General features: G+C 70.5%; 17 protein-coding genes. 3 read left to right on the top strand and 14 right to left on the bottom strand.

What is annotated here, in order from left to right; genetic code table 11:
• Position 1: 1 nt before the first annotated feature.
• Both secB and EIP85_RS06410 read right to left on the bottom strand, forming a co-directional pair.
• Positions 2-490: a protein-export chaperone SecB gene (secB, locus tag EIP85_RS06415; protein WP_127901336.1), complete on the bottom strand. Its 489-nt coding sequence runs from the start codon at positions 488-490 to the stop codon at positions 2-4.
• 102 nt (positions 491-592) lie between these two features.
• The gene (locus EIP85_RS06410) at positions 593-1,093 is read right to left on the bottom strand and encodes an FxsA family protein (protein ID WP_127901335.1); all 501 of its coding nucleotides are present in this window, start codon (positions 1,091-1,093) and stop codon (positions 593-595) included.
• Positions 1,094-1,200: 107 nt separating this feature from the next.
• On the opposite strand from EIP85_RS06410, the gene EIP85_RS06405 reads away from it, so the two are divergent.
• Genes EIP85_RS06405 through EIP85_RS06395 form a run of 3 tightly spaced genes read left to right on the top strand, consistent with a single transcriptional unit; the run spans position 1,201 to position 3,463 of the window.
• Positions 1,201-1,866 (top strand): Tim44/TimA family putative adaptor protein, encoded by a 666-nt coding sequence (locus EIP85_RS06405; RefSeq protein ID WP_127901334.1) that lies wholly within the window; start codon positions 1,201-1,203, stop codon positions 1,864-1,866.
• Positions 1,863-2,888: a murein transglycosylase A gene (mltA, locus tag EIP85_RS06400; RefSeq protein ID WP_127901333.1), complete on the top strand. Its 1,026-nt coding sequence runs from the start codon at positions 1,863-1,865 to the stop codon at positions 2,886-2,888. The genes EIP85_RS06405 and mltA overlap by 4 nt, the downstream gene beginning before the upstream one ends.
• Positions 2,885-3,463 carry a Smr/MutS family protein gene (locus EIP85_RS06395; RefSeq protein ID WP_127901332.1) on the top strand — a complete coding sequence of 193 codons (579 nt, stop codon included), beginning with the start codon at positions 2,885-2,887 and terminating at the stop codon, positions 3,461-3,463. Before mltA ends, EIP85_RS06395 begins: the two co-directional genes overlap by 4 nt.
• 6 nt (positions 3,464-3,469) lie before the next feature.
• Here EIP85_RS06395 and EIP85_RS06390 read toward each other — a convergent pair whose 3' ends face one another.
• The 12 genes from EIP85_RS06390 to EIP85_RS06335 form a co-directional block, all read right to left on the bottom strand.
• Positions 3,470-4,570, bottom strand: a complete 1,101-nt coding sequence (locus EIP85_RS06390; protein WP_127901331.1) for an alpha/beta hydrolase — start codon at positions 4,568-4,570, stop codon at positions 3,470-3,472.
• A gap of 214 nt (positions 4,571-4,784) precedes the next feature.
• Positions 4,785-5,507: a biosynthetic peptidoglycan transglycosylase gene (locus tag EIP85_RS06385; protein ID WP_127901330.1), complete on the bottom strand. Its 723-nt coding sequence runs from the start codon at positions 5,505-5,507 to the stop codon at positions 4,785-4,787.
• A 126-nt stretch (positions 5,508-5,633) separates the two neighbouring features.
• The gene (gene hslU / locus EIP85_RS06380) at positions 5,634-6,941 is read right to left on the bottom strand and encodes an ATP-dependent protease ATPase subunit HslU (RefSeq protein ID WP_127901329.1); all 1,308 of its coding nucleotides are present in this window, start codon (positions 6,939-6,941) and stop codon (positions 5,634-5,636) included.
• A 117-nt stretch (positions 6,942-7,058) separates the two neighbouring features.
• Positions 7,059-7,616 (bottom strand): ATP-dependent protease subunit HslV, encoded by a 558-nt coding sequence (hslV, locus tag EIP85_RS06375; protein ID WP_127901328.1) that lies wholly within the window; start codon positions 7,614-7,616, stop codon positions 7,059-7,061.
• Positions 7,617-7,756: 140 nt separating this feature from the next.
• Complete coding sequence (locus EIP85_RS06370) at positions 7,757-8,905, bottom strand: sensor histidine kinase (RefSeq protein ID WP_164871655.1); 1,149 nt, start codon at positions 8,903-8,905, stop codon at positions 7,757-7,759.
• Positions 8,906-9,125: 220 nt separating this feature from the next.
• A complete protein-coding gene (gene trxA, locus EIP85_RS06365) occupies positions 9,126-9,446 on the bottom strand; it encodes a thioredoxin (RefSeq protein WP_127901326.1) in 321 nt (106 codons plus the stop codon).
• 58 nt (positions 9,447-9,504) lie between these two features.
• Positions 9,505-12,870: a double-strand break repair helicase AddA gene (gene addA, locus EIP85_RS06360; protein WP_127901325.1), complete on the bottom strand. Its 3,366-nt coding sequence runs from the start codon at positions 12,868-12,870 to the stop codon at positions 9,505-9,507.
• Positions 12,867-15,797: a double-strand break repair protein AddB gene (gene addB, locus EIP85_RS06355; RefSeq protein WP_127901324.1), complete on the bottom strand. Its 2,931-nt coding sequence runs from the start codon at positions 15,795-15,797 to the stop codon at positions 12,867-12,869. Before addB ends, addA begins: the two co-directional genes overlap by 4 nt.
• On the bottom strand, positions 15,790-16,479 hold the full coding sequence (locus EIP85_RS06350; protein WP_127901323.1) for a nucleotidyltransferase family protein: 690 nt from the start codon (positions 16,477-16,479) through the stop codon (positions 15,790-15,792). The genes addB and EIP85_RS06350 overlap by 8 nt, the downstream gene beginning before the upstream one ends.
• Complete coding sequence (locus tag EIP85_RS06345) at positions 16,455-17,474, bottom strand: aminoglycoside phosphotransferase family protein (protein WP_127901322.1); 1,020 nt, start codon at positions 17,472-17,474, stop codon at positions 16,455-16,457. Before EIP85_RS06345 ends, EIP85_RS06350 begins: the two co-directional genes overlap by 25 nt.
• Positions 17,467-17,961: a tRNA (adenosine(37)-N6)-threonylcarbamoyltransferase complex ATPase subunit type 1 TsaE gene (gene tsaE, locus EIP85_RS06340; RefSeq protein WP_127901321.1), complete on the bottom strand. Its 495-nt coding sequence runs from the start codon at positions 17,959-17,961 to the stop codon at positions 17,467-17,469. Before tsaE ends, EIP85_RS06345 begins: the two co-directional genes overlap by 8 nt.
• Positions 17,962-18,003: 42 nt before the next feature.
• Positions 18,004-19,476, bottom strand: a complete 1,473-nt coding sequence (locus tag EIP85_RS06335) for a PAS-domain containing protein (RefSeq protein ID WP_241559909.1) — start codon at positions 19,474-19,476, stop codon at positions 18,004-18,006.
• Positions 19,477-19,518 lie beyond the last annotated feature (42 nt).

Raw genomic sequence — 19,518 nt, 5'->3', positions numbered from 1 at the left:
TTCAGGACGGGCGCGCGGCGCCTTCGACGGCCTGCTGCCGCTCCATTTCCTGGCGGTAGAGTGCCATGAAGTCGATCATGTCGAGGTTCAGCTGCGGGAAGCCGCCATCCGTCGTCATGTCGCCGACGATGCGACGGACGTAAGGGAACAGCAGCCGCGGGCATTCGATCAGCAGGAACGGGTGCAGCTGATCATCCGGGATGCCCTCGACGTGGAAGATGCCCGAATATTCCAGCTCCAGCAGGAACAGCATCTCGCCGGAGTCCTGGTTCTTCGACTCCACGCGGTATTTCGAGATCACCTCGAACTGGTTATCCACCGGGCGGCGGCGCGCGTCGAGGCTGACCTGCACCTGGATGTCCGGCGTCACCTGGTCGCCCTGGATGCCCTTCTGGGCAAGCACGTTCTCGAACGAAATGTCGCGGATGAACTGGGCGAGGATTTGCATCTGGACCTGTTGGCCCTCGGCCTCGGCGCCGTTGTCGGACATCGGGATCTCCTGTTGGAAAGGCGTCTTAACGCGGTGTCGGCGCCTTCCTTAGCAGGGCCGGGGGGCCGCCTCAATGCCGCGCGCGGGCGCGGGGCCCTCAATTCAATGCCGTGTCCAGCCAGAGGGCCGATGCGTGGGCCGCTTGGAGGGGTCGACCTCGAAGAAGTCGCCGTCGATGGTGTCGGCCGACGCGTCGGCATGCCGCGTGTCGCCCTGCGTGCGCGATTGCGGGCCCGACTGGATCACCATTCCGCGAAGCCGCATGTTGCGCCCGCCCCATGCGATCACCGCCGCCCGAAGCGGCGGGACCAGTAGCAGAAGCCCGACCGCATCCGTGAAGAAGCCCGGCACGATCAGCAGCACGCCCGCCAGCACCGTCAGGGCGCCATCGGCCAGCTTCGGACCGGGATCGCGGCGCATCTGCAGCGCCTCGCGCACCTCCAGCATGGTCACGAAACCCTGACGCCGGATCACCGAGGCACCCAGAAGCGCGCTGGCAAGAACGATGCCCAGCGTACCCCACAGCCCGATCCAGGCGCCGAGCGTGACGAAAAGTCCGATTTCGATCATCGGAAGCAGCACCAGAAGGGCCAGAATGGGCATCCATGAACTCCTTGTCAGCCGGGGCCGAGGTAGACTTGCCGGCACACGTACCCTACATAGGAAACGCAGGCCGCGGATACCAACCCGGATAGGCTAACGAGGTCTTGATGAACAGCGCCATCATACAGCTCATCGTGCTCGCGGGGGTCGCGATCTTCCTGATCCTGCGGCTCAAGAGCGTTCTTGGCACCCGCGACGGGTTCGAGCGCCCTGCCCTGCCGGTGGCGCCCGACAAGACTGAGCGACCGGTGCCGCGGCTCGTCAACACGACCCCGGGCGCCGGCGATGACGACATCACCGATCACGTGACCGCGGGCAGCCCCGCCGCCATGGCGCTCGCCGCGATGAAGCGGGTGGAGCCGAGCTTTGGCGTCGGCGAATTCCTGCGCGGCGCGCGGGGTGCCTACGAGATGATCCTGATGGCCTTCCAGAACGGCGATCTTGCCCCGGTCGAACGCTTCCTTTCGCCGCAGGTCGCGGCGAGCTTCCACGAAATCGTCGACAGCCGGAAGGCCAAGGGCCTTGTGATCGAAGCGAATTTCATCGGAATCCGCGAGATCGCGCTGACCGAGGCCAGCTTTGACGAGGCCTCCCGCACCGCAGAGATCAGCGTCCGCTTCGTGGGCGAGATCACCTCGGTCGTGCGTGACGCGAAGGGCGATATCGTAGAAGGCGATCCGCAGGAGATCCGCCGCCAGAAGGACGTCTGGACCTTCTCGCGCAAGATGGGCGCCTCCGATCCGAACTGGCAGCTGGCCGAAACCGGGGAATGAGACGTGCCCGCCGCGCCGCGCTCATCACGGCGCTTGCCGCGGTGACCCTCGGGCCCGCCGCGCCGGGACGGGCGAAGCCGCTTCGGTTTCACGACCTGGTCGGCTGGTCCGCCGACGATCAGGCGGCGGCGCTGGCTGCGTTTCGAAAAAGCTGCCCGCAGATGGAGCGCCCGGCCTGGCGCGAGGCCTGCGACGCTGCGTCGCAAGCCGGCGATGCCCGGGCCTTTTTCGAGCGATACTTCCGGCTCGAGCGGGTCGGCACGGGCCGCCGCACGCTTTTCACCGGCTATTACGAACCGGAGATCGCGGCCTCGCCCGTTCGGACGGCGCGGTTTGCCTATCCAATCTACGCCAAGCCGCCAGAGCTTGTGCCGGGCCACCGCTGGTATAGCCGCAAGGCGATCGAATCCCGGGGCCTTCTGAAGGGCCGCGGGCTGGAACTTGCCTGGCTTGCCGATCCGGTGGAGGTCTTCTTCCTGCAGATTCAGGGCTCGGGCCGCCTGCTGCTGCCCGATGGCACGGTTATGCGCGTTGGGTTCGCCGCCAAGAATGGCCAGCCCTACCGCTCCGTCGGGCGAGAGATGGCACGGCGCGGGCTGCTGCCGGCCTCCGCCGTCTCGGCGCAGTCCATCGCCCACTGGGTGCGGGCCCATCCGGAGGAGGGCCAGGCGTTGCTGTGGTCGAACCCCTCCTTTGTGTTCTTTCACAGACTGCACCTTCCGGCCAACCTTGGCCCCTACGGCGCGATGCATGTGCCGGTGACAGCGGGCCGCAGCCTCGCCGTCGATCCGCGCTATGTGCCGCTTGGCGCGCCGGTCTGGGTGTCGATCGGCGGGGCGCATCCAATGCACCGGCTGATGGTGGCGCAGGATGCCGGTACCGCGATCAAGGGGCCATGGCGGGCAGATGTCTTCATCGGCTCCGGTCCGAAGGCGGGCCGGATTGCCGGGCGGATGCGCGATCCGGGGCGGATGTATGTGCTCAAGCCCATCGAAGTGACCATGGCGGAGGCGCGGGAATGAGGCGCCGCCCGCCACGCGGGCTGTCGCCGGAGGAAGAAGCGTTGTGGCGGTCGGTGGCAGGTACCGTCGCCCCGCTTCACCGCCAGCGTGGCCGTCTGACAGAGGCGGCGGTGGCGCCCGCCCCCGAAGCGCCGCCGCAGACCGAGCCAGCGCGGAAGACGGCCCCGCAGCGCCGCCCAGCCCCGGCCGCCGCCGCGCCGGCGGTAGAGCGCCCGGCCCCGCCGCCGCTGCGGATGGATGCCAAGACCCACACCAAGATGCGCCGCGGCAAACTTGCGCCCGAGGCCCGGATCGACCTGCACGGAATGACGCTTGCCGAGGCGCATCCGCGGCTGAACGGCTTCATCCTCGACGCCCACGCGGCGGGTCTTCGGCTGGTTCTGGTGATAACCGGCAAGGGCCGGGGCGGTGCCGAGGGGCCAACGCTCTTCGAGCGGCCGGGCGCGCTGCGCCGGCAGGTGCCGCATTGGCTGGCCCAGGCGCCGCTGGCGCCGGTGGTGCTGCAGGTGACCGAGGCGCATCTGCGCCATGGCGGGGCCGGGGCGTTCTACGTCTATCTCCGCCGGCCGCGCTGAGCCCGATCAGGGCGCCCCGCGCGGGATCAGAACCACTTGCGTCGCCTTGCGCACGCTCAGCACCGCGCCCGGCAGAAGCCCCAGCCGGGCGGCGGGATCAAGCGCGTAGGCCTGGTTCAAGTCATTGACCCGCTGAAGAATCCGGATCAGCGCGGGCGAGGTGGCGGCGGTGAAATGCCCCACACCCTGCGAGAAGGCGCCGACTTCCAGAACCGTCACCTTCAGATCCTCCAGCCGCTTCACATCGGTAAGGTTGCCGAGCCGCTGCCGTTCCCCCGTCAGCCGCGCGGCCAGCGCCAGCGCACGGTCCCGGCGCGAGGTGAAGATGACGAAGGGCTGAGGTAGTTGGCCTATGCGGAGGGCCTCGGACCGGAAGACGTCGACGTCGAGATCGGGGGAGATCAGCACCACGCCGGAGAGGCGGGACATGACGGCCCGGTTGCCGTCGAGACGCATCTGGCGCAGCACCTCCATCACCAGTTCGGAACCGACGGAATGGCCGACGAGCAGGATCCGGCGGGCGCCGGCGCGGGCGATCTGGGTCAGGAGCCGCTCCAGCCCGTCGCGGGCGAAGAGGACGCTGTCGCGATCGTAGGCATAGGCGAGCGGATTGGCGGCGGAGGGCCAGGCATAGGCGACCGGCACCGCAGGCACCGCGAGGTCGTGGCTGATCTGGGCCAGCCGGTAGACGCTTTCGGCGAAGGTGTTGTTGAAGCCGTGGACATAGACCATTGCCTCTCGCTGGGCCGCGGGCCGGGCGGCGAGGGCCTTGGCGAGAGCCGCGCGGAACGCGGTGGGGCCGGGGTAGAGCGTCTCGGCGGTGGTCAGGAAGTCTTTGGCGGCATTGGGTTTCTGCCCCTCGGGCGGGTAGGTGATGGTGCCGAGCGCCCGCTCCGGCGGGACCGAGACGGTGAGCCGGGCGTAATCCACCTGCGCGCTGCGGGCGCTGGTGAACTGGCCGGTGACGGGGTCGAGCTGGCGGGTGGTGCCGACGAAGATCGGGCGGGCGTCGCCGAGCGTCGCGGCGGCGGGGTCGAGCGTGATCTGCCCGCGTGGGGCGCAGGCCGCAAGAAGCACCGCGCAGCAGAGCGACAGGATGATCCGCATGGCCCCGGCTCCTCTTCCCTTCCGCCCCTCACGGATACGACAGGCGCGCCGCCATGGCCAGCGCGCCGGTTAACGAAGGGTTTCAGGCGCGCGCGGCGGAGCTGAGCTGCGCCGAGAAAATGGGGTCAACCGATTGGGAGCGCTCCAAAAAACCGATACCGTAATAGCACCGCTTTTGCACCGCTTTGTCACCGCATCGCACCGGCGTTTCGGCCTAGCCGGTGCAGCCGGTGCCACGGGGAACCAGGCCCAGCGGTTCCGCGCGGGCGGCCGCCGCCTCTGCCGGGGTGAGCGCGCCGACGGCGACGAGGCGGGAAAAGACATGCGCCTGCCGGGCGCGCGCATGGTCCGGGTGCCGCCGGGGATCGTCGAAGGAAGGGGCGTTGACGGCGCCAGCCAGCATCGCCGCCTGGGCCCAGCTGAGATCCGCCGGCCGCTTGCCGAAATAGCCGCAGGCGGCAGCGGTCAGCCCGTAATAGCGATCGCCGTAATAGGCGACATTGGCATACATCGCGAGGATCTCGGGCCGGGAATAGGTGGCGCTGAGCTTCAGCGCCAGCGCCACCTCGCGCAGCTTGGCGGCGAGGTCCCGGCGATGCGGGCTGTAAAGCATCTTGGCCAGCTGCTGAGTGATCGTGCTGCCGCCGAGATCGCCGTGGTGCCCGGCGAGCGTTTCCACCCCGACGCGGAACACCGCGAAAGGATCGATGCCGGGGTCGAGCGTCGAGAAGAACCGCTGATCCTCGGTCGCGACCAGCGCGGTGACGAAGCGCCGGGGCGGTGCTGGTGCGGGGGTGATCCCGCCGTGGAGCTGCGCGCGGGCGTCGGCCCGGGCCCGCGCGTCAGAGACGGAGGGCGTCGCGTAGAGCGCCGTCGCAAGGGCCGCGGCGGCGAGAAGCAGAAGGATGAGGAGGGCCTTTGCGAGCGGCTTCACCATGGACCTTGCCGGCAGGGGCGCGGGTGAAGGCGATATGCGCCTGTGGACGAGGCGGGGTCAAGGGCGCGGCCGGGGCCGGGTGGCGGCCCCCTGCCGGCCCTTCCGCGCGGGACGCGCGGCTGGCCGCTAGAGCACGTAGCGGCTGATGTCGGTGCTCTTGGTCAGCTCGCCCAGGTTCTTGTCGACGAAGGCGGCATCGACGGTGATCGCCTCGCCAGAGCGGTCGGGGGCGGTGAAGCTGAGCTCTTCGAACACCCGCTCCATGACGGTGTAGAGCCGCCGGGCGCCTATGTTTTCCACGCTGCGGTTCACTTCCGCGGCGATCCGGGCCAGCGCCGCGATGCCGTCTTCGCTGAAGGTGACGGTTACGCCCTCGGTCGCCAGGAGCGCGGTATATTGCCGGGTCAGGGCGTTGTCCGTCTCCGTCAGGATGCGGACGAAATCGCCTTCGGTCAGGTCGCGCAGCTCGACGCGGATCGGCAGGCGGCCCTGCAGTTCCGGCAAAAGGTCCGAAGGCTTTGCGATGTGGAAAGCGCCGGAGGCGATGAAAAGGATGTGATCGGTCTTCACCGCGCCGTACTTGGTCGAGACCGTCGTGCCCTCGATCAGCGGCAGGAGGTCGCGCTGCACGCCTTCGCGCGAGACATCGGCGCCGCGGGCGTCGGCGCGGGCGCAGACCTTGTCGATCTCGTCGAGGAAGACGATGCCGTTTTCCTGCACCGCTTCGAGCGCGGCGCGGTTGACGGTCTCGTCGTCCAGAAGCTTGTCGGCCTCTTCGGAAAGCAGGATCTCGTAGCTGTCGGCGACGGTCATCCGGCGGCGGGTCTTGCGGCCGCCGAAGGCCTTTCCGAAGATGTCGCCGAGGTTCATCATGCCCATGTTGGCGCCGGGCTGGCCGGGGATCTCGAACATCGGCATCGGGTTGGACGTGTCAGGGACGTCGAGCTCGATCATCGTGCCGTCAAGCTCGCCGTCGCGCAGCTTCTTGCGGAACATCTCGCGCGTCTGTTCGCGCGCGTCCGTTCCGGCGACGGCCTCGATCACGCGCTCCTCCGCGGCGGAATGGGCCTTGGCCTTCACGTCTTCGCGCATGTGTTCGCGCACCATCTGGATGGCGCTGTCGACCAGGTCGCGGATGATCTGTTCGACATCGCGGCCGACATAGCCGACCTCGGTGAACTTCGTCGCCTCGACCTTGATGAAGGGCGCGCGGGCAAGGCGGGCGAGACGGCGCGAGATCTCGGTCTTGCCGACGCCGGTGGGGCCGATCATCAGGATGTTCTTGGGATAGACCTCGTCGCGCAGCTCGCCGTCGAGCTGGCGCCGGCGCCAGCGGGAGCGCAGCGCAACGGCGACGGCGCGCTTGGCTTCCTTCTGGCCGATGATGAAGCGGTCAAGCTCTGAGACGATCTCGCGGGGGGTCAGGTCGGTCATTCGGGTCTCCTTGGCCCTGTCATCTACGCATCCGGGCCGGTGAGTCCAAGGGGGCGGCGGCGCCCGCGCGCCCCGGGGGCCGTCCCCGAAGGGGTTCGGCCGGGAAATGCAGGGGGGTCAGGCGGAGATGGCTTCGACGGTCAGGTTGCCGTTGGTGTAGACGCAGATATCGGCCGCGATGGCCATGGCGCGGCGGGCGATGGCCTCGGCGTCGAGGTCCGTCTCCATCAGGCCGCGGGCGGCGGCCAGCGCGAAGTTGCCGCCGGAGCCGATGGCCGCGATGTCATTTTCGGGTTCCAGCACGTCGCCCGCGCCGGTGACGACGAGGAGGTCCTTGCCGTCGGTGACGATCAGCATGGCCTCGAGCTTCTGGAGGTACTTGTCCGTCCGCCAGTCCTTTGCGAGCTCGACGCAGGCGCGGGCGAGCTGGCCCGAGGCGCCCTCGAGCTTCTTCTCCAGCCGCTCCAGCAGGGTGAAGGCGTCGGCGGTGGAGCCGGCGAAGCCCGCGACGATGTCGCGCCCGCCGGGGGAGAGGCGGCGGACCTTGCGGGCGGAGCCCTTGATCACCGTGTTGCCGAGGCTCACCTGCCCGTCGCCCGCCACCACGACCTTGCCGTTGCGCCGCACGGCGATGATCGTCGTGCCGTGCCAGCCGGGGAATTTGTCGTCCGCCATAGGGGCCTCCTGTCTTTCGGCCTATATGGCTGGCGGGGCGCTGAGGGGCAAGGGCGGGAGGCCGAAGCGGCCAGATTGCAAAGGAAAACCGCCGGAGCCACGGGCCCCGGCGGCGGTTCCGTCTGTGCCCGTGGGCGGGGCTATTCGGCGGCGATCGCGTAGCCTGCCTGATGCGGCTGCAGGGTGACGGCGATGCGGAAGCCCTCGCCCGCGGTCTGGTCCATCGCCAGCTCGGCGCCGATGGCCTTGGCGAGCGTCGCGATCAGGGTCAGCCGCACGGTAAGCGGCGTCGAGGTCTCCGCCCTGGCCGAAGGCGCACCGGCCGAACTGGGCAGCGTGCCGAAGAAATGGGCGAGGTTGGCGGGCACGTCCTCGATGCAGAGCTGGCCGCCGTGGCTTTCGGCCACCAGACAGGTGCCGAAGCCGCCCTCGCTCACCCGCAGGGTGACGCTGCGGCCGGCCGGGGTGCCGGTGATCGTGGCGTCCAGCAGCGTGCCCAGCAGGTTCTTCATCACGGATCTCACCGAGTAGAGCGCCAGTTCGGCCGGGGCTTCCACCGAGACGGCGATATCGCATTTCTCGGCGTGGAGGTGTTCGAGGCTGACCGCGTCCCGCGCCATGGCGACGATGTCGAAGCTTTCGCTGTCCTCGTCGAGCTGGCGGCGGGCCTCGCCATCGGAGAGGTCGAGCACGGATTGCAGCGTCTGCAGCAGGTCGCGGCCGGAGTCGCCGATCTTTTCCAGGTAGGAATGATAGGCCTTGTTGCCGAGCGGGCCGATCGCCTCCGACTTCATCAGCTCGGCGAAACCCAGGATATGGGTCAGCGGCGTGCGGAAGTCGTGCCGCATTCCGGCGAGCATCTTGAACTTCTCGGAATGGTCGCGGGCCAGCTCCTCGCGCTGGTATTCGGTGGTGGCCAGCGCGCTGTCGAGGCGGGTGATGCATTCCTGGACGCTGGCCATCAGCACGCCCGCGCTGTCGGTGTAGCGGGTCGGCATCCGCGGGGTCTTGCGCTCGCGCAGGTAGCCCTCGGCCGCGTTGGTCGCCGCCACAACGGGGGCGAGAAGCGCATTCATCACCAGCATCGTGCCGGCGGTGCCGAGAAGGGTGGCGGCGAGCATGGCCAGCAGGATGCCGATTTCCTGCGAAAACGGCGTGGGATCGGCGAGCAGCACATAGGTGACCGCGCCGATCATCGGGACGTGGACGCCGAGGAAGCTGACGAGGAGGATCTTCCCGGTATAGCTCTTCGGCCAGTTTCGACGCGCGAGGAACTCGTAGGTCTTCATGGTAAGGCAGGCCCCCTGAGAGGATGACGGAACGGGGTCCTTGATCCCGGGGGATTGCGTCTCAATCGCGGCGCACATGTGCAAAGCGAAAGGTCATCCCGTGGCCATGACGGCCTGCGGTTGTATTGCCTGGCCGGAAAGTCGCGTTTGAAATCAATATCTTCGCGAAATGCAAAAGGGCGCCGCCTGGGCGCCCCTTCGTCAGGACCTGTGGCCGAAATCAGACCGCGCCGGCGATCCAGCTGGCCAGCGAGGCCTTCGGTGCGGCGCCGATCTTGTTGGAGACGACCTCGCCATCCTTGAACAGGAACAGCGCCGGAATGCCGCGCACGCCAAGCTGCGAGGGCGAGGCGGGGTTCTCGTCCACGTTGACCTTCACGAACTTGACCTTGCCGTTGAGCTCTTCTGAGAGCTCTTCGAGCGCCGGGCCGATCTGGCGGCAGGGGCCGCACCATTCGGCCCAGAAGTCGACGACGACGGGAATGTCGGAGGCGCGAACCTCGGTATCGAACGTGGCATCGGTGACGGGGACGGTAGCCATGGGGGTGCTCCTGGAACGGGGGGTCGGCCTAGGAAACTAGGGTGGGGGGGCTGGTGCGTCAAGACGTACTCGTGGTCGCAGCGGCCCGGGCCACAATATCTGGAGGCAGTTCCATCAGGCTGGGACCCTGCGTCCAGAGCACGGCGAGCGCGATCCGGCGGCCGGGGTAAACCTGCGCCAGCGCCGCGCCATAGGCGGCCATCTGGCGCAGGATGCCTTCGGGCACGTCTTCCGGCCTGTCCGGGATCACGGCGTTCGACTTGTAGTCGATGGCAAGCACGTAATCGGCGGCGACGATGAGCCGGTCGATCGCGCCCAGAAGGCGGCGGCCGGCGAAGTCGGCTGCGATCTCGACCTCGGTCAGCGCCGGGGTGGCGAAGATCGGCGCGAGGGCAGGGGCCGTCAGCACGCGCCGTGCCTCCGCGAGGCGGGTCGCGATCTCTACCGCCTCCGCCGCATCGTCGCCGGAGGACAGGAGCGCGCCGGCCAGCGCCGGCCAGTCTGCCTGCGGGTGGGCGGGGAGATGCTCGAACAACAGGTGCAGCTGGCGGCCCCGGCGCAACGCAAGCTCGGCGTCTCTGCCCTCAGCCTCACCCGGAAGCGCCTTGGCGCCGCCGAGATCGGAGGGCGAGAGAGGCGGCGGCGGCTCGACAGGCGGGGGCGCGGGGCGGGCGGCCCAGCCGGGCAGCGGCACGGCTTCCGCAGCCGCGGCCCCGGCGGCGGCGCCATCCTCCGGCCAGGTGCCGTGGGCGAGGCGGAGAACCTCCATCGGGCCGGAATCGTCCCTGATTTCGCAGGGGGTCGCGCCGGCCTGCTCCATTCCCTGCCGGATCATGCCGTACCAGCTGTCCGGTCCCGGATCGTCGCCCGCGCCGCAGGTGATGAGCCAGCTTTGCGCCCGGGTCATCGCGACATAGAGCAGGCGCAGGCGCTCCTCCTGCAGCCGCCGCGCCTGGGCGGATTTGGCGTCGGCCATCGCGTCCGGCGCCTCGTCGGTGGATGCGCGCCAGGCGGGTCCGTCCGGCAGGGCGATGATCCGGCCCTCCTGCGGCGGGCGGCGGTCCATCGTGTCGGGCAGGATGACCAGCGGCGCCTCCAGCCCCTTGGCGCCGTGGACGGTCATAACCCGGATGCGATCGCCCGCGGCATCGGGGCGGCGCTTCACCTCGACCTCGCCGGATTCCAGCCAGACAAGAAAGCCGGTGAGGCTTGGCACCTCCATCCGCTCGTAGGCCAGCGCCTGAGCGAGGAGGGAGTCTATCCCGTCCTCCGCCTCCGGGCCGAGGCGGGCGATCAGCTTCCGGCGGCCGTCGTGCCGGGTCAGGATGCGTTCGATCAGGTCGTAAGGGCGCAGGAAGTCGGCGGCGTCGCGGAGATCTGTGAGGATCTCGAACGTCTCCACATGGGCCGATTTCGCGTCGCGCAGGGCCTCCCACAGCAGGCCCTTGCGGGGCTGGGCGAGGGCGTAGAGCCGCGCCTCCGACCAGCCGAAAAGGGGCGAGCGGAGCGTGGCGGCGAGCGAGAGGTCATCGGCGTCGAGGGCGATGAAATTCAGGAGTGCTGCGAGATCCTTCACCGCCAGCTCGCCGCCGAGCTTCAGCCGGTCGGCGCCGGCCACGGGGAGATCGGCGGATTTGAGCGCGCGGATGATCTCGTGAAACAGCTCCGACCGGCGCTGGACGAGGATCAGCACGTCGCCGGGGGAGAGGGGGCGGACCTCGCCCTTCACGGTTATGCGGGTGCCGGCGGCAAGGAGGCCGGCGATCTGCCCGGCGATGCGGCGGGCGAGAAGCGCGGTGTGGTGGGTTTCGGTGATGCGGTCGACCGGGTCGAACCACTCGCCGTCTTCCGGCGCCTCGGCCTTGGGGATGACGGGCCAGAGATCGGCGCGCCCGGGCAGGCCTTCGTGGAAGGCGAGGTGCCTGGCCTCGCCGCCGATGCCGGCATGGGTGCGCTCGTCGAAGGTGAGGTCGACGAGGCGGAGGAGGGCGGGGGAGGAGCGGAAGGAATGGTCGAGCGTCAGCCGGGCGAGGGGCAGGCTGGCCGCGGCGAGTTTTTCGGCGAATTCGGCCTGCATACGGTCGAATTCCGAAAGATCCGCGCCCTGGAAGGAATAGATCGACTGCTTCTTGTCGCCGACGACGAAGATGGTTCGCGCGACCTCCCGCGCGCCGCGCCCGGCGGTGAATTCCTGCGCCAGAAGCGCGATCACCTGCCATTGCGCGGGCGAGGTGTCCTGTGCCTCGTCGACGAGAATGTGGTCGATGCCGCCGTCGAGCCGGAAGAGCACCCATTGCGCCACCGACGGGTCGGTCAGAAGCGCGGCGGCGCGCAGGATCAGGTCGTCGAAGTCGAGCCAGCCGCGGTCGGCCTTGCGCCGGGCGTAGAGGGCGAGGAAGGCGCGGGCGAAGCGGTGCAACGCCAGCGTGCGCTCCGCCGTCTGCAGGGCGAGGCGGCGGGGGCGGGCCTCGGCGACGCGTTCCATCAGGTCCTCGAGGTCGGGCAGGACGGCGCCGAGGGCGGATTGCGTGGCCTTGGTCGGGAACTTGCCGATCTTCGCGCCGAAGGCGTTGGCGGCCGACTTGCCGAAAAGCAGCGTGCCCTCCAGCGTCTCGATCGCGTCGAAACCAGGGGCGGCGGGGTCGATGGCGGAGAGGTCATGGCCCGCCTTGAGGTCGGTCTTGCTGCCGGCTTTCAGCGCCTCGATCAGCTTCGGCCACCAGGCCGCTTCCGCCCCGGTCAGCACCTCTGACACCAGCGCCGCGCGGGTGAGGCCGGCGGGCAGGCCGAAGCGGGCAAGGGCGGCACCCCGGGTCAATTCCGTCTCGAATCCAGCCCGATTGCCAGCAATCTCTGCAGTGAGCGTGGCGAAATCGCCCCCGCCCAATTGGCGGGCCATCGCGTCGACCAGCGGCAGGGAGGGGCCGGTGGCGAGGTCTTCCACGATCTCCTCGCGCAAAAGCGTTGCGGCGCGGTCGTCCATTTCGGCGAAATCGGGGGTCACCCCGGCCTCCAGCGGGAAGCGGCGCAGGAGGGCGGCGCAGAAGGAGTGGATGGTCTGGATCTTCAGCCCGCCCGGCGCCTCGATCGCCTGGGCGAAGAGGCGGCGGGCGCGGGCAAGGTCCTCGGCGCTAGGCGTGGCCTCCACGCCGAGGCCCGCGAGCTTCCGGGCCAGCACCTCGTCCTCCGCCATCGCCCAGGAGCCGAGGAGCTTGAAGAGGCGGTTCTGCATCTCGCTTGCCGCGGCCTTGGTGTAGGTCAGGCAGAGGATGCGCTGGGGCGGCACATGGTCGAGCAGGAGCCGCGCCACGCGGTTCGTGAGCACGCTGGTCTTGCCGGAGCCCGCATTGGCGGAAAGCCAGGTCGAGGTGCCGGGGTTCGCGGCGCGGATCTGGGCGGCGGTGGCCGGGTCGCGGGGGGTCATGGCACATCCTCCGGCTTCGGAGCGTCGGCCATGTCCCATTCGCCGAAGCGGGCGAGGTGGTCGTAATCCGAGCGGTCGGCCTCCCGCTCCATCGCGCGGCGGGCGGTGTAGCCGAGTTTCGGGCTGGAATAGCGTCTGATCAGGCTCTCCAGCTCCTCCCACACCTGCGCGGTCAGATCGGGCGTGATCTCGATGGCCGATTCCTTCGCCGGGCGGGTGAGGCCGAGGTAGGTGACCAGCGAAACCGGGCGCGGGCCGAGGCTTTTGAAAGCGCCGCGTTCGGCTAGCGCGGCTTCCAGCAGCAGCTGCTTGTCGAAGACGCGCTGCTGGCGGGCGCTGGGCAGCGCGCCGGTCTTGTAGTCGAGGATATGCAGGCTGCCGTCGGGCAATTCGTCGATCCGGTCGGGCTTCGCGGTCAGGGTGAAGCCGAGGCCGGGGAGGTCGGCACCGCCCTTTTCCTCCAGCAGCGCGGGGGCGCCGGGGCGCCTTTGTTCAAGCGCGAGGAAGCTTGGGGCGGCGGCCTCCAGCCGGGCCCGCCAGAGGCGGCGGGCGGTGGTCCAGGGGATTTCCGCTGCCATGACCTCGTCGGCGATGGCGAGAAGGCGGGCCTGCGTGGCCTCCGCCGGCGCATCACGGCGCTCGTTGATGAACTTTTCGAGGATCGCGTGCAGGACCGAGCCGCGCAGGCGGGGGTCCGGCGCGGGGTGGAGCGGGTCGAGCGGGAAGAGGCGCAGGATGTAGCGTGCGTAGATCGCGTAGGGGTCGCGGATCAGGCGCTGGATGCCGGTGACGGCGAGACGCCTGGGCCGCGCCTCCACCGGCGGGCGCGGGGAGGGGCGGTTTGCCGGGGGCGTGGCTTCGGGCGGGGCGTCGAGCGCTTCGGCAAGCGCCAGCCAATGGCGGCCGCGGGCCTTCATGGCGGCCAGCGCCTCTGGCCCGCTGCGGGCGGGCAGGCCGTCCAGCAGGTTCGTCAGCCGGTTCAGCCAGCGGGAGGCGACGGTTTCCGCCTCGTCGTCGCGAATGGCGCGGGAGAGGATGACCTCCGGCGCGCCGACGGCCTGCTGGTAGTCGTGGGCGGAGAGGCCGATCTGCCGTTCGGGCAGTAACAGAGACAGATCGTGACGCATCTGGCGGTTCAGCCAGGGGTCAGGCGCGGGGCTGGGCGGCCAGATCCCGTCGTTCAGCCCGCCGAGGATGACGAGGCCGGCCTCGCGCACTCGCGCCTCGATCGTACCGCGGATCATGATCTGCGGGTGGACGGTTTCGGCGCTGCGGACCTCGTGCCGCTGCAGGATGGCGGTGAAGAGGGCCTCGTAATCGAAGGCGGAGATCTCGCCACCGTATTTCGCCTCGCGCAGGAGTTCATCGACCGCGGTGCGGGCTGTGGCCCCGGCCTCCTTCAGCCAGAGCTCTCCGCTGCCCTCGCCCGAGGGGCCGCAGGCCAGTGCCTCCGCCCGGGCGATGTGGCGGGAGACATGGGTTTCGAGCGGCTCCGTTCCGGTTTCCGCCAGCCCGCCGGTGGCCGCGCCGAGCCAGCGGGCCCAGGCGGTGAGGGCGGGGTCGTCCTTGTCCTCGGCCCAGGCGAGCAGGCCTTCCGGCTCCGGGAAGGCGGGGCCGGAGGCGCGGAGGTGAATTTCCAGCGCGCGGGTCCAGCGCAGGTGGTCGCCGCGCGCGCCGGAGCCGGAGTTGGTGAGCGGGTGCTTCAGCAGGGTCAGCAGCGCGTCCATCGTCAGGCGGCGGCCGGAGAGGGCGGCGACATGGCGCAGGAGCCGGCCGGGGGGCGAGAGCGGCAGCGGCTGGCCGGCGCTGTCGTCGGGGCGCAGGCCCCAGCGGGTGAGCGCCGCGGTGACCTGGCGGGTCAGCATCCGGTCCGGGGTGACGAGGGCGGCCGTCTGCCCGTCCTCCGCCGCGCGGCGGAGGCGGAGCGCGATGGCCAGCGCCTCGGCCCGCGGGCCGGGGGCCTCGATGAGGGAGAGGGCGGCGGTCGCCCCGGGCAGGTCGGGCAGGTGCTGGCCCTCGCGCATCCACTGGTCGGTGACCGGCGCGGGGCGCAGGGAAAGGGAGACGAGGCGGTTCCGGGCCGGGTCGGGGGCGGGCGTGTCCGTCCAGGGGCGAACCTCGGTGGGGGATAGGTTCAGGCTGGAACAGAGCCGCATGAAGCGGAACTGGGGGTGATCCTCGCCCGTCATCGCATCGGCGAGGCTGTCCCAGACAGGCGCCGGCGTGTCGAAGTCGAAGCCGGGCAGGACAATGGCGCCCTGGGGAAGCTGCGCCACCGCGCGCATGAAGGCGAGCGTCGTGCCGCGCGAGCCGGTGGAGCCGGCGATGATCACCGGGTGATCGGGCGGGTTCGTCAGCCAGCGGGCGGCGAGCGCCTCCACGATCCGGCGCTGGCGGGCCTCCTGATCGGGCTCGGCCTCGGGGCCGAAGAAGGGGGCGACGATCTTGAGGAACTTCAGGCTTCGGTCCCAATGGCGGGAGTGCTCGGAAAGGTCGAGCGTGTCGAGCGCCTCTGGGGGGACGGCTTCGCCCTGCATCTCGTCCATCAGCCGCGCGAGGCTGTCGGCGAGGTCGTAGAGGGCCGCGCGGGGGGCGAGGTCGGGCTCTGCATCCAGAAGCGCCGCGGTGAGGCGGGTGAGCTCAAGCCGCCGGCGCAGCGGCGGAACGGCGGGCGGAAGCGCGGCGGCGGCCGGGTCCGTGGCGAGGTCGGTGACGAGGCGGAGCTTCGGGAGCAACAGCGCCCCGGTTTCGGCAAGAAGGCCCCGCAGGCGGCGCTGCATCCGGCCGGTGTTGAGGAAGATCTCGACCCGGGCCAGCGCTTCGGGCGGCTGGTCTTTCGTGCGGGCCAGCAGGCCCTCGGCAAGGGCGCGGGGAAAGTCCACGCCGGGGGCAAGGCCGAAGATGCGGGGGGCGGCGGGATCAAACATCGGCGCCTGCCAGCATCGCCTCGGCCAGTGCGATGCCCTCGGGGCGGCCGACGTCGCACCAGAGGCCGTCATGCACGGCGCCGAAGCAGCGGCCGTTGGCGATCAGGCTGTCCCAGACCCTGTTCATGGAGAAAACCGTGTCGGGGACGGCGGCGACGAACTCCGGCTTGATGATCTGGACGCCGGCGTAGATCGGGCCGCGGCCGCGGGTGATGCGGCCCTCGGCATCGAGAAGGAAATCTCCGAGCCCCGGGTGGCCCAGCGCGTTTTCCTGCGGGACGACGAGGGCAAGCGCGTCCATCCGCGCGGGATCCCAGGCGGCGGCGAGTTCGAGAAGCGGGTTGGCGCCGGTCCAGACGGCATCGGTGTTCAGCGTGAAGACCGGGCCGGGGCCAAGGAGCGGCAGCGCCGCCTTGAGGCCGCCGCCGGTCTCCAGCCGCTCGGACTCGTGCGAGAGCGGGATGCCGCGGGGGGCGAGGTGGGCGGCGATCTGGCCGGGCAGGTAATGGGTATTGGCGACGATGCGGGTGACGCCGGCGGCATCGGCCAGCGCAAGGGCGTGGTCGATCAGGGGCCGGCCGGCGACCTCTACCAGCGGCTTCGGGCGGTCGGCCGTCAGCGCGCCCATGCGGGTGCCGAGGCCGGCGGCGAAGAGCATCAGGGCGTGGGGCAGGTCTGGCATCGGTCGGTCAGGCGCTGGATGGCTTCGGGGCTGGGGGCGGGCAAGAGGCGGCCGACGGTCTGGGCCAGCGGCGCGAGGGCGGGGTCGGCGAGGCAGCGCTGAAGGTCGCGCCAGATCCGGGGCATGTGGACGAGGTAGCCGGTCTTGCGATCCTCGAGCGCGAGGCGGGCGAAGATGCCGAGGATGCGCAGGTGGCGCTGGGCGCCGATGGTATCGTAGGCGCGGCGGAAGGCGGCGGGGTCGAGGCCTCGGGCGGCGGTGAAGCGGGCGATCATCGCGGCCTCTGTCGCGGGCGAAATATCGCGGCGCGCGTCCTGCAGGAGCGAGACGAGGTCGTAGGCGGGGTGGCTCAGCATGGCGAGCTGGAAGTCGATGACCCCGGCGCGGGCGAGGCCTTCCCGGTCCGGCAGCCAGAGCAGGTTTTCGGCGTGATAGTCTCGATGGATCATCACCGGGGCGAGTGGCGGCAGCGCGTCGAGGGCCGCGTGGAGGGCGGCGGTGAGCGCGGCCGGGTCGTCGCGCTCGCCGGTCAGGGCAAAGCGGTAATAGGTGATCGCGGGACCTGCGGCCTCGGCCAGCGCGGGGGTGTCGTAGACCGGCAGGCCGGGGAGCGGCGGGGCCGATTGCAGGCGGATCAGCACGTCGGTCGCGGCGGTGTAGAGTTCGGCCTCGCGGGCGGGTTCGGCCTCCAGCACCCGGGCAAAGAGGGCGTCGCCGAGGTCTTCCAGGAGGAGGAAGCCCTGGGCCTGATCCTCGGCCAGCACCGTGGGGGTGCTGAGGCCGAGGGCGTGGAGGTGGGCGCCGATGCGCAGAAAGGCGGGGAGGTCTTCGCCGGAGCCGGGGGGCGCGTCCATCAGGACGGCGGTTTCGCCGCCGGGCCGCGTCAGCCGCTCGTAGCGGCGGGCGGAGGCGTCGCCGGCGAGGAAGCGGCGACTGGCTTCCCCCCAGCCGGCGGCGCGGCAGAAGGCCGTGGCGTCACGGGCGCGGTCAGGCAAGGGCGCGCTCCCCCGAGATCGCGGCGAGGATCGGGGCCCAGCGTTCCGGCCCGTGCAGGTCCGCGGTGCGCGAAAGGCCGTCGGAGGTCGCGGCGAGGTCGATCGTCAGCGCGCCGGCGGGCGCGTCGGGGCCGAGTCGGTCGGGCCATTCGACCAGGCAGATCGCGGTCTCGAACGCATCCTCCAGCCCCAGCTCGGCGATCTCGGCCGGGTCGGAGAGGCGGTAAAGGTCGGCGTGCCAGATCTCCACATCCCCGGCGACATAGGTCTGGACCAGCGTGAAGGTGGGGGAGGGCACGTCTTCCGCCAGACCCTCGGCGGCGAGGCGGGCCTGGATCAGGGCGCGGGCGAGATGGGTCTTTCCTGCGCCGATCGGGCCGGAGAGGAGCAGCGTATCGCCCGGCACGAGGTACGGCGCGAGCAGGGCGCCGAGCCGGGTGGTGGCCTCGGCCGAGGCGAGGGGGATGCGAAGGCGGGCGGCGCTCATGCTCCCGAGTCTGACCGAGGGCGCGGACCTCCGCAAGCGCGATCAGGCGGTCTGGCGCTTGCCCCCGGCAACGCCCGACAGCCGGCGGGTGCCGTCCGCCCGGGCCATCGAGAAACCGATCAGCGACGCGCCGCCCGGCAGGGCGGCGAACCGGCAGGCGAGGAGCCGCCCGTCGCTGAGCCGTGCCTCGCCTTGCCAGGGTTTTCGCACGCCGCTGTCCAGCACGAAGGCGCGCGCCTCTGACCAGACCGGCGAGACTGAGGAGCGGCGCTGCCAGGAGCGCACGGCTTCTGTGATCGAGGTGTCGCCGCCGGCGTCGGCCGCGTCGTGCCAGAGTTCGCCATAGGCGGCATTGGCATGGACCAGGAGACCGGAGGGGGAGAAGACGGCCACCGCCTCGTCGAAGCAGTCGATGACGGCGTGGCTGAGTTCCAGGTCGGCGCGGAACCGGCGGGTCAGCGTCATCTCGGCGCTGATGTCCTCCAGCACGAAGGCGAGCGCGCCGTCGGGGTGAGGCTGGCCGGTGACGCGGTAGGTCTGCCCGCCCGGCAGGGTCCAGGTCTCCTCGAACTGGCCGGTGGCGGCGGCCTGTTCGAGGGCGACGATCTCGGCCCGCCAGGCTTTGTAGTCCTGCGGCTCGGGCAGCATCTGGTGCTCGCGCATGGCGTCGAGCATCCTAAACAGGCTGGGACGGGAGGACAGGAATTCCGCCGTCAGGCCGGTCAGCTCGATCAGGGCCGGGTTGAAGAGCGCGAGCTGGCGCTTGCCGTCGAAGATGGCGAGGCCGATGGTGAGATGCGCGAAGGTCTTGGTGAGGGTCTGCACGAAGCTGCGCAAGGCCGCCTGGGCATGGGCGGCCTCGTCGGCGGGCAGGGCATAATGGATCCGGTCGCCGCCCTGCGGGAAGCTGAGGATATCGTACCAGCCGGGGTCCTCCTGCCCGGGCAGGGCCAGTTCGTGGCGGCGCCGGGCCGTGGCGCCGTCGCCCCCGGGGAAGACCGCGGGCAGCGGCCAGGCGGGCACATCGCCCCGGCCTTCGAGGCGGCCGGCGAGATCCATGTAGGGGCGGTTGGCCCAGGTGACGGTGCCGGTGGCATCCTCGCGCCAGACCGGCAGGGGCGCGCGGTCGAGCGTGCTGCGCAGCGTCTCCACCTCTTCCTCCATCGCCTGGCGGTCGAGGCCGTCGCTGGCCTCGGCGCCATCCGTGCAGGGCTGCTGGCTGATGACGATGCGGATCAGGCCGGCATGCCATTCGGCGCGGAGCGTCATCGGGGTTCGGCTGGCGGCGGGAAGGCAGAGGCGGCCAAGATCGGCGAGCCGGGCCAGCTTTTCCTCCACCCCCAGGAAGCGCGGCGCGGCGAAGGCGAGGAACCGGGTCCAGGCGTCGCCGTCCAACGGGCTGGCCGCCAGGAGGGCGCGCGCGCCGTCCGTGGCGTCGAGCAGCTCGGCGCGGTCGAAGAGGAAGACGCAGGGCGCCCCGGCCTCGGCCCCGTGTCGCCGGCGTGACCGGTTCATCGTGGGCTGCAAGTAGGCAAGAACAACCATAGCGGCAGTTAC

This window comes from Solirhodobacter olei, assembly GCF_004010155.1.
Lineage (GTDB): Bacteria > Pseudomonadota > Alphaproteobacteria > Rhodobacterales > Rhodobacteraceae > Solirhodobacter > Solirhodobacter olei.
This window is presented reverse-complemented; position numbering and strand designations above follow the sequence as displayed.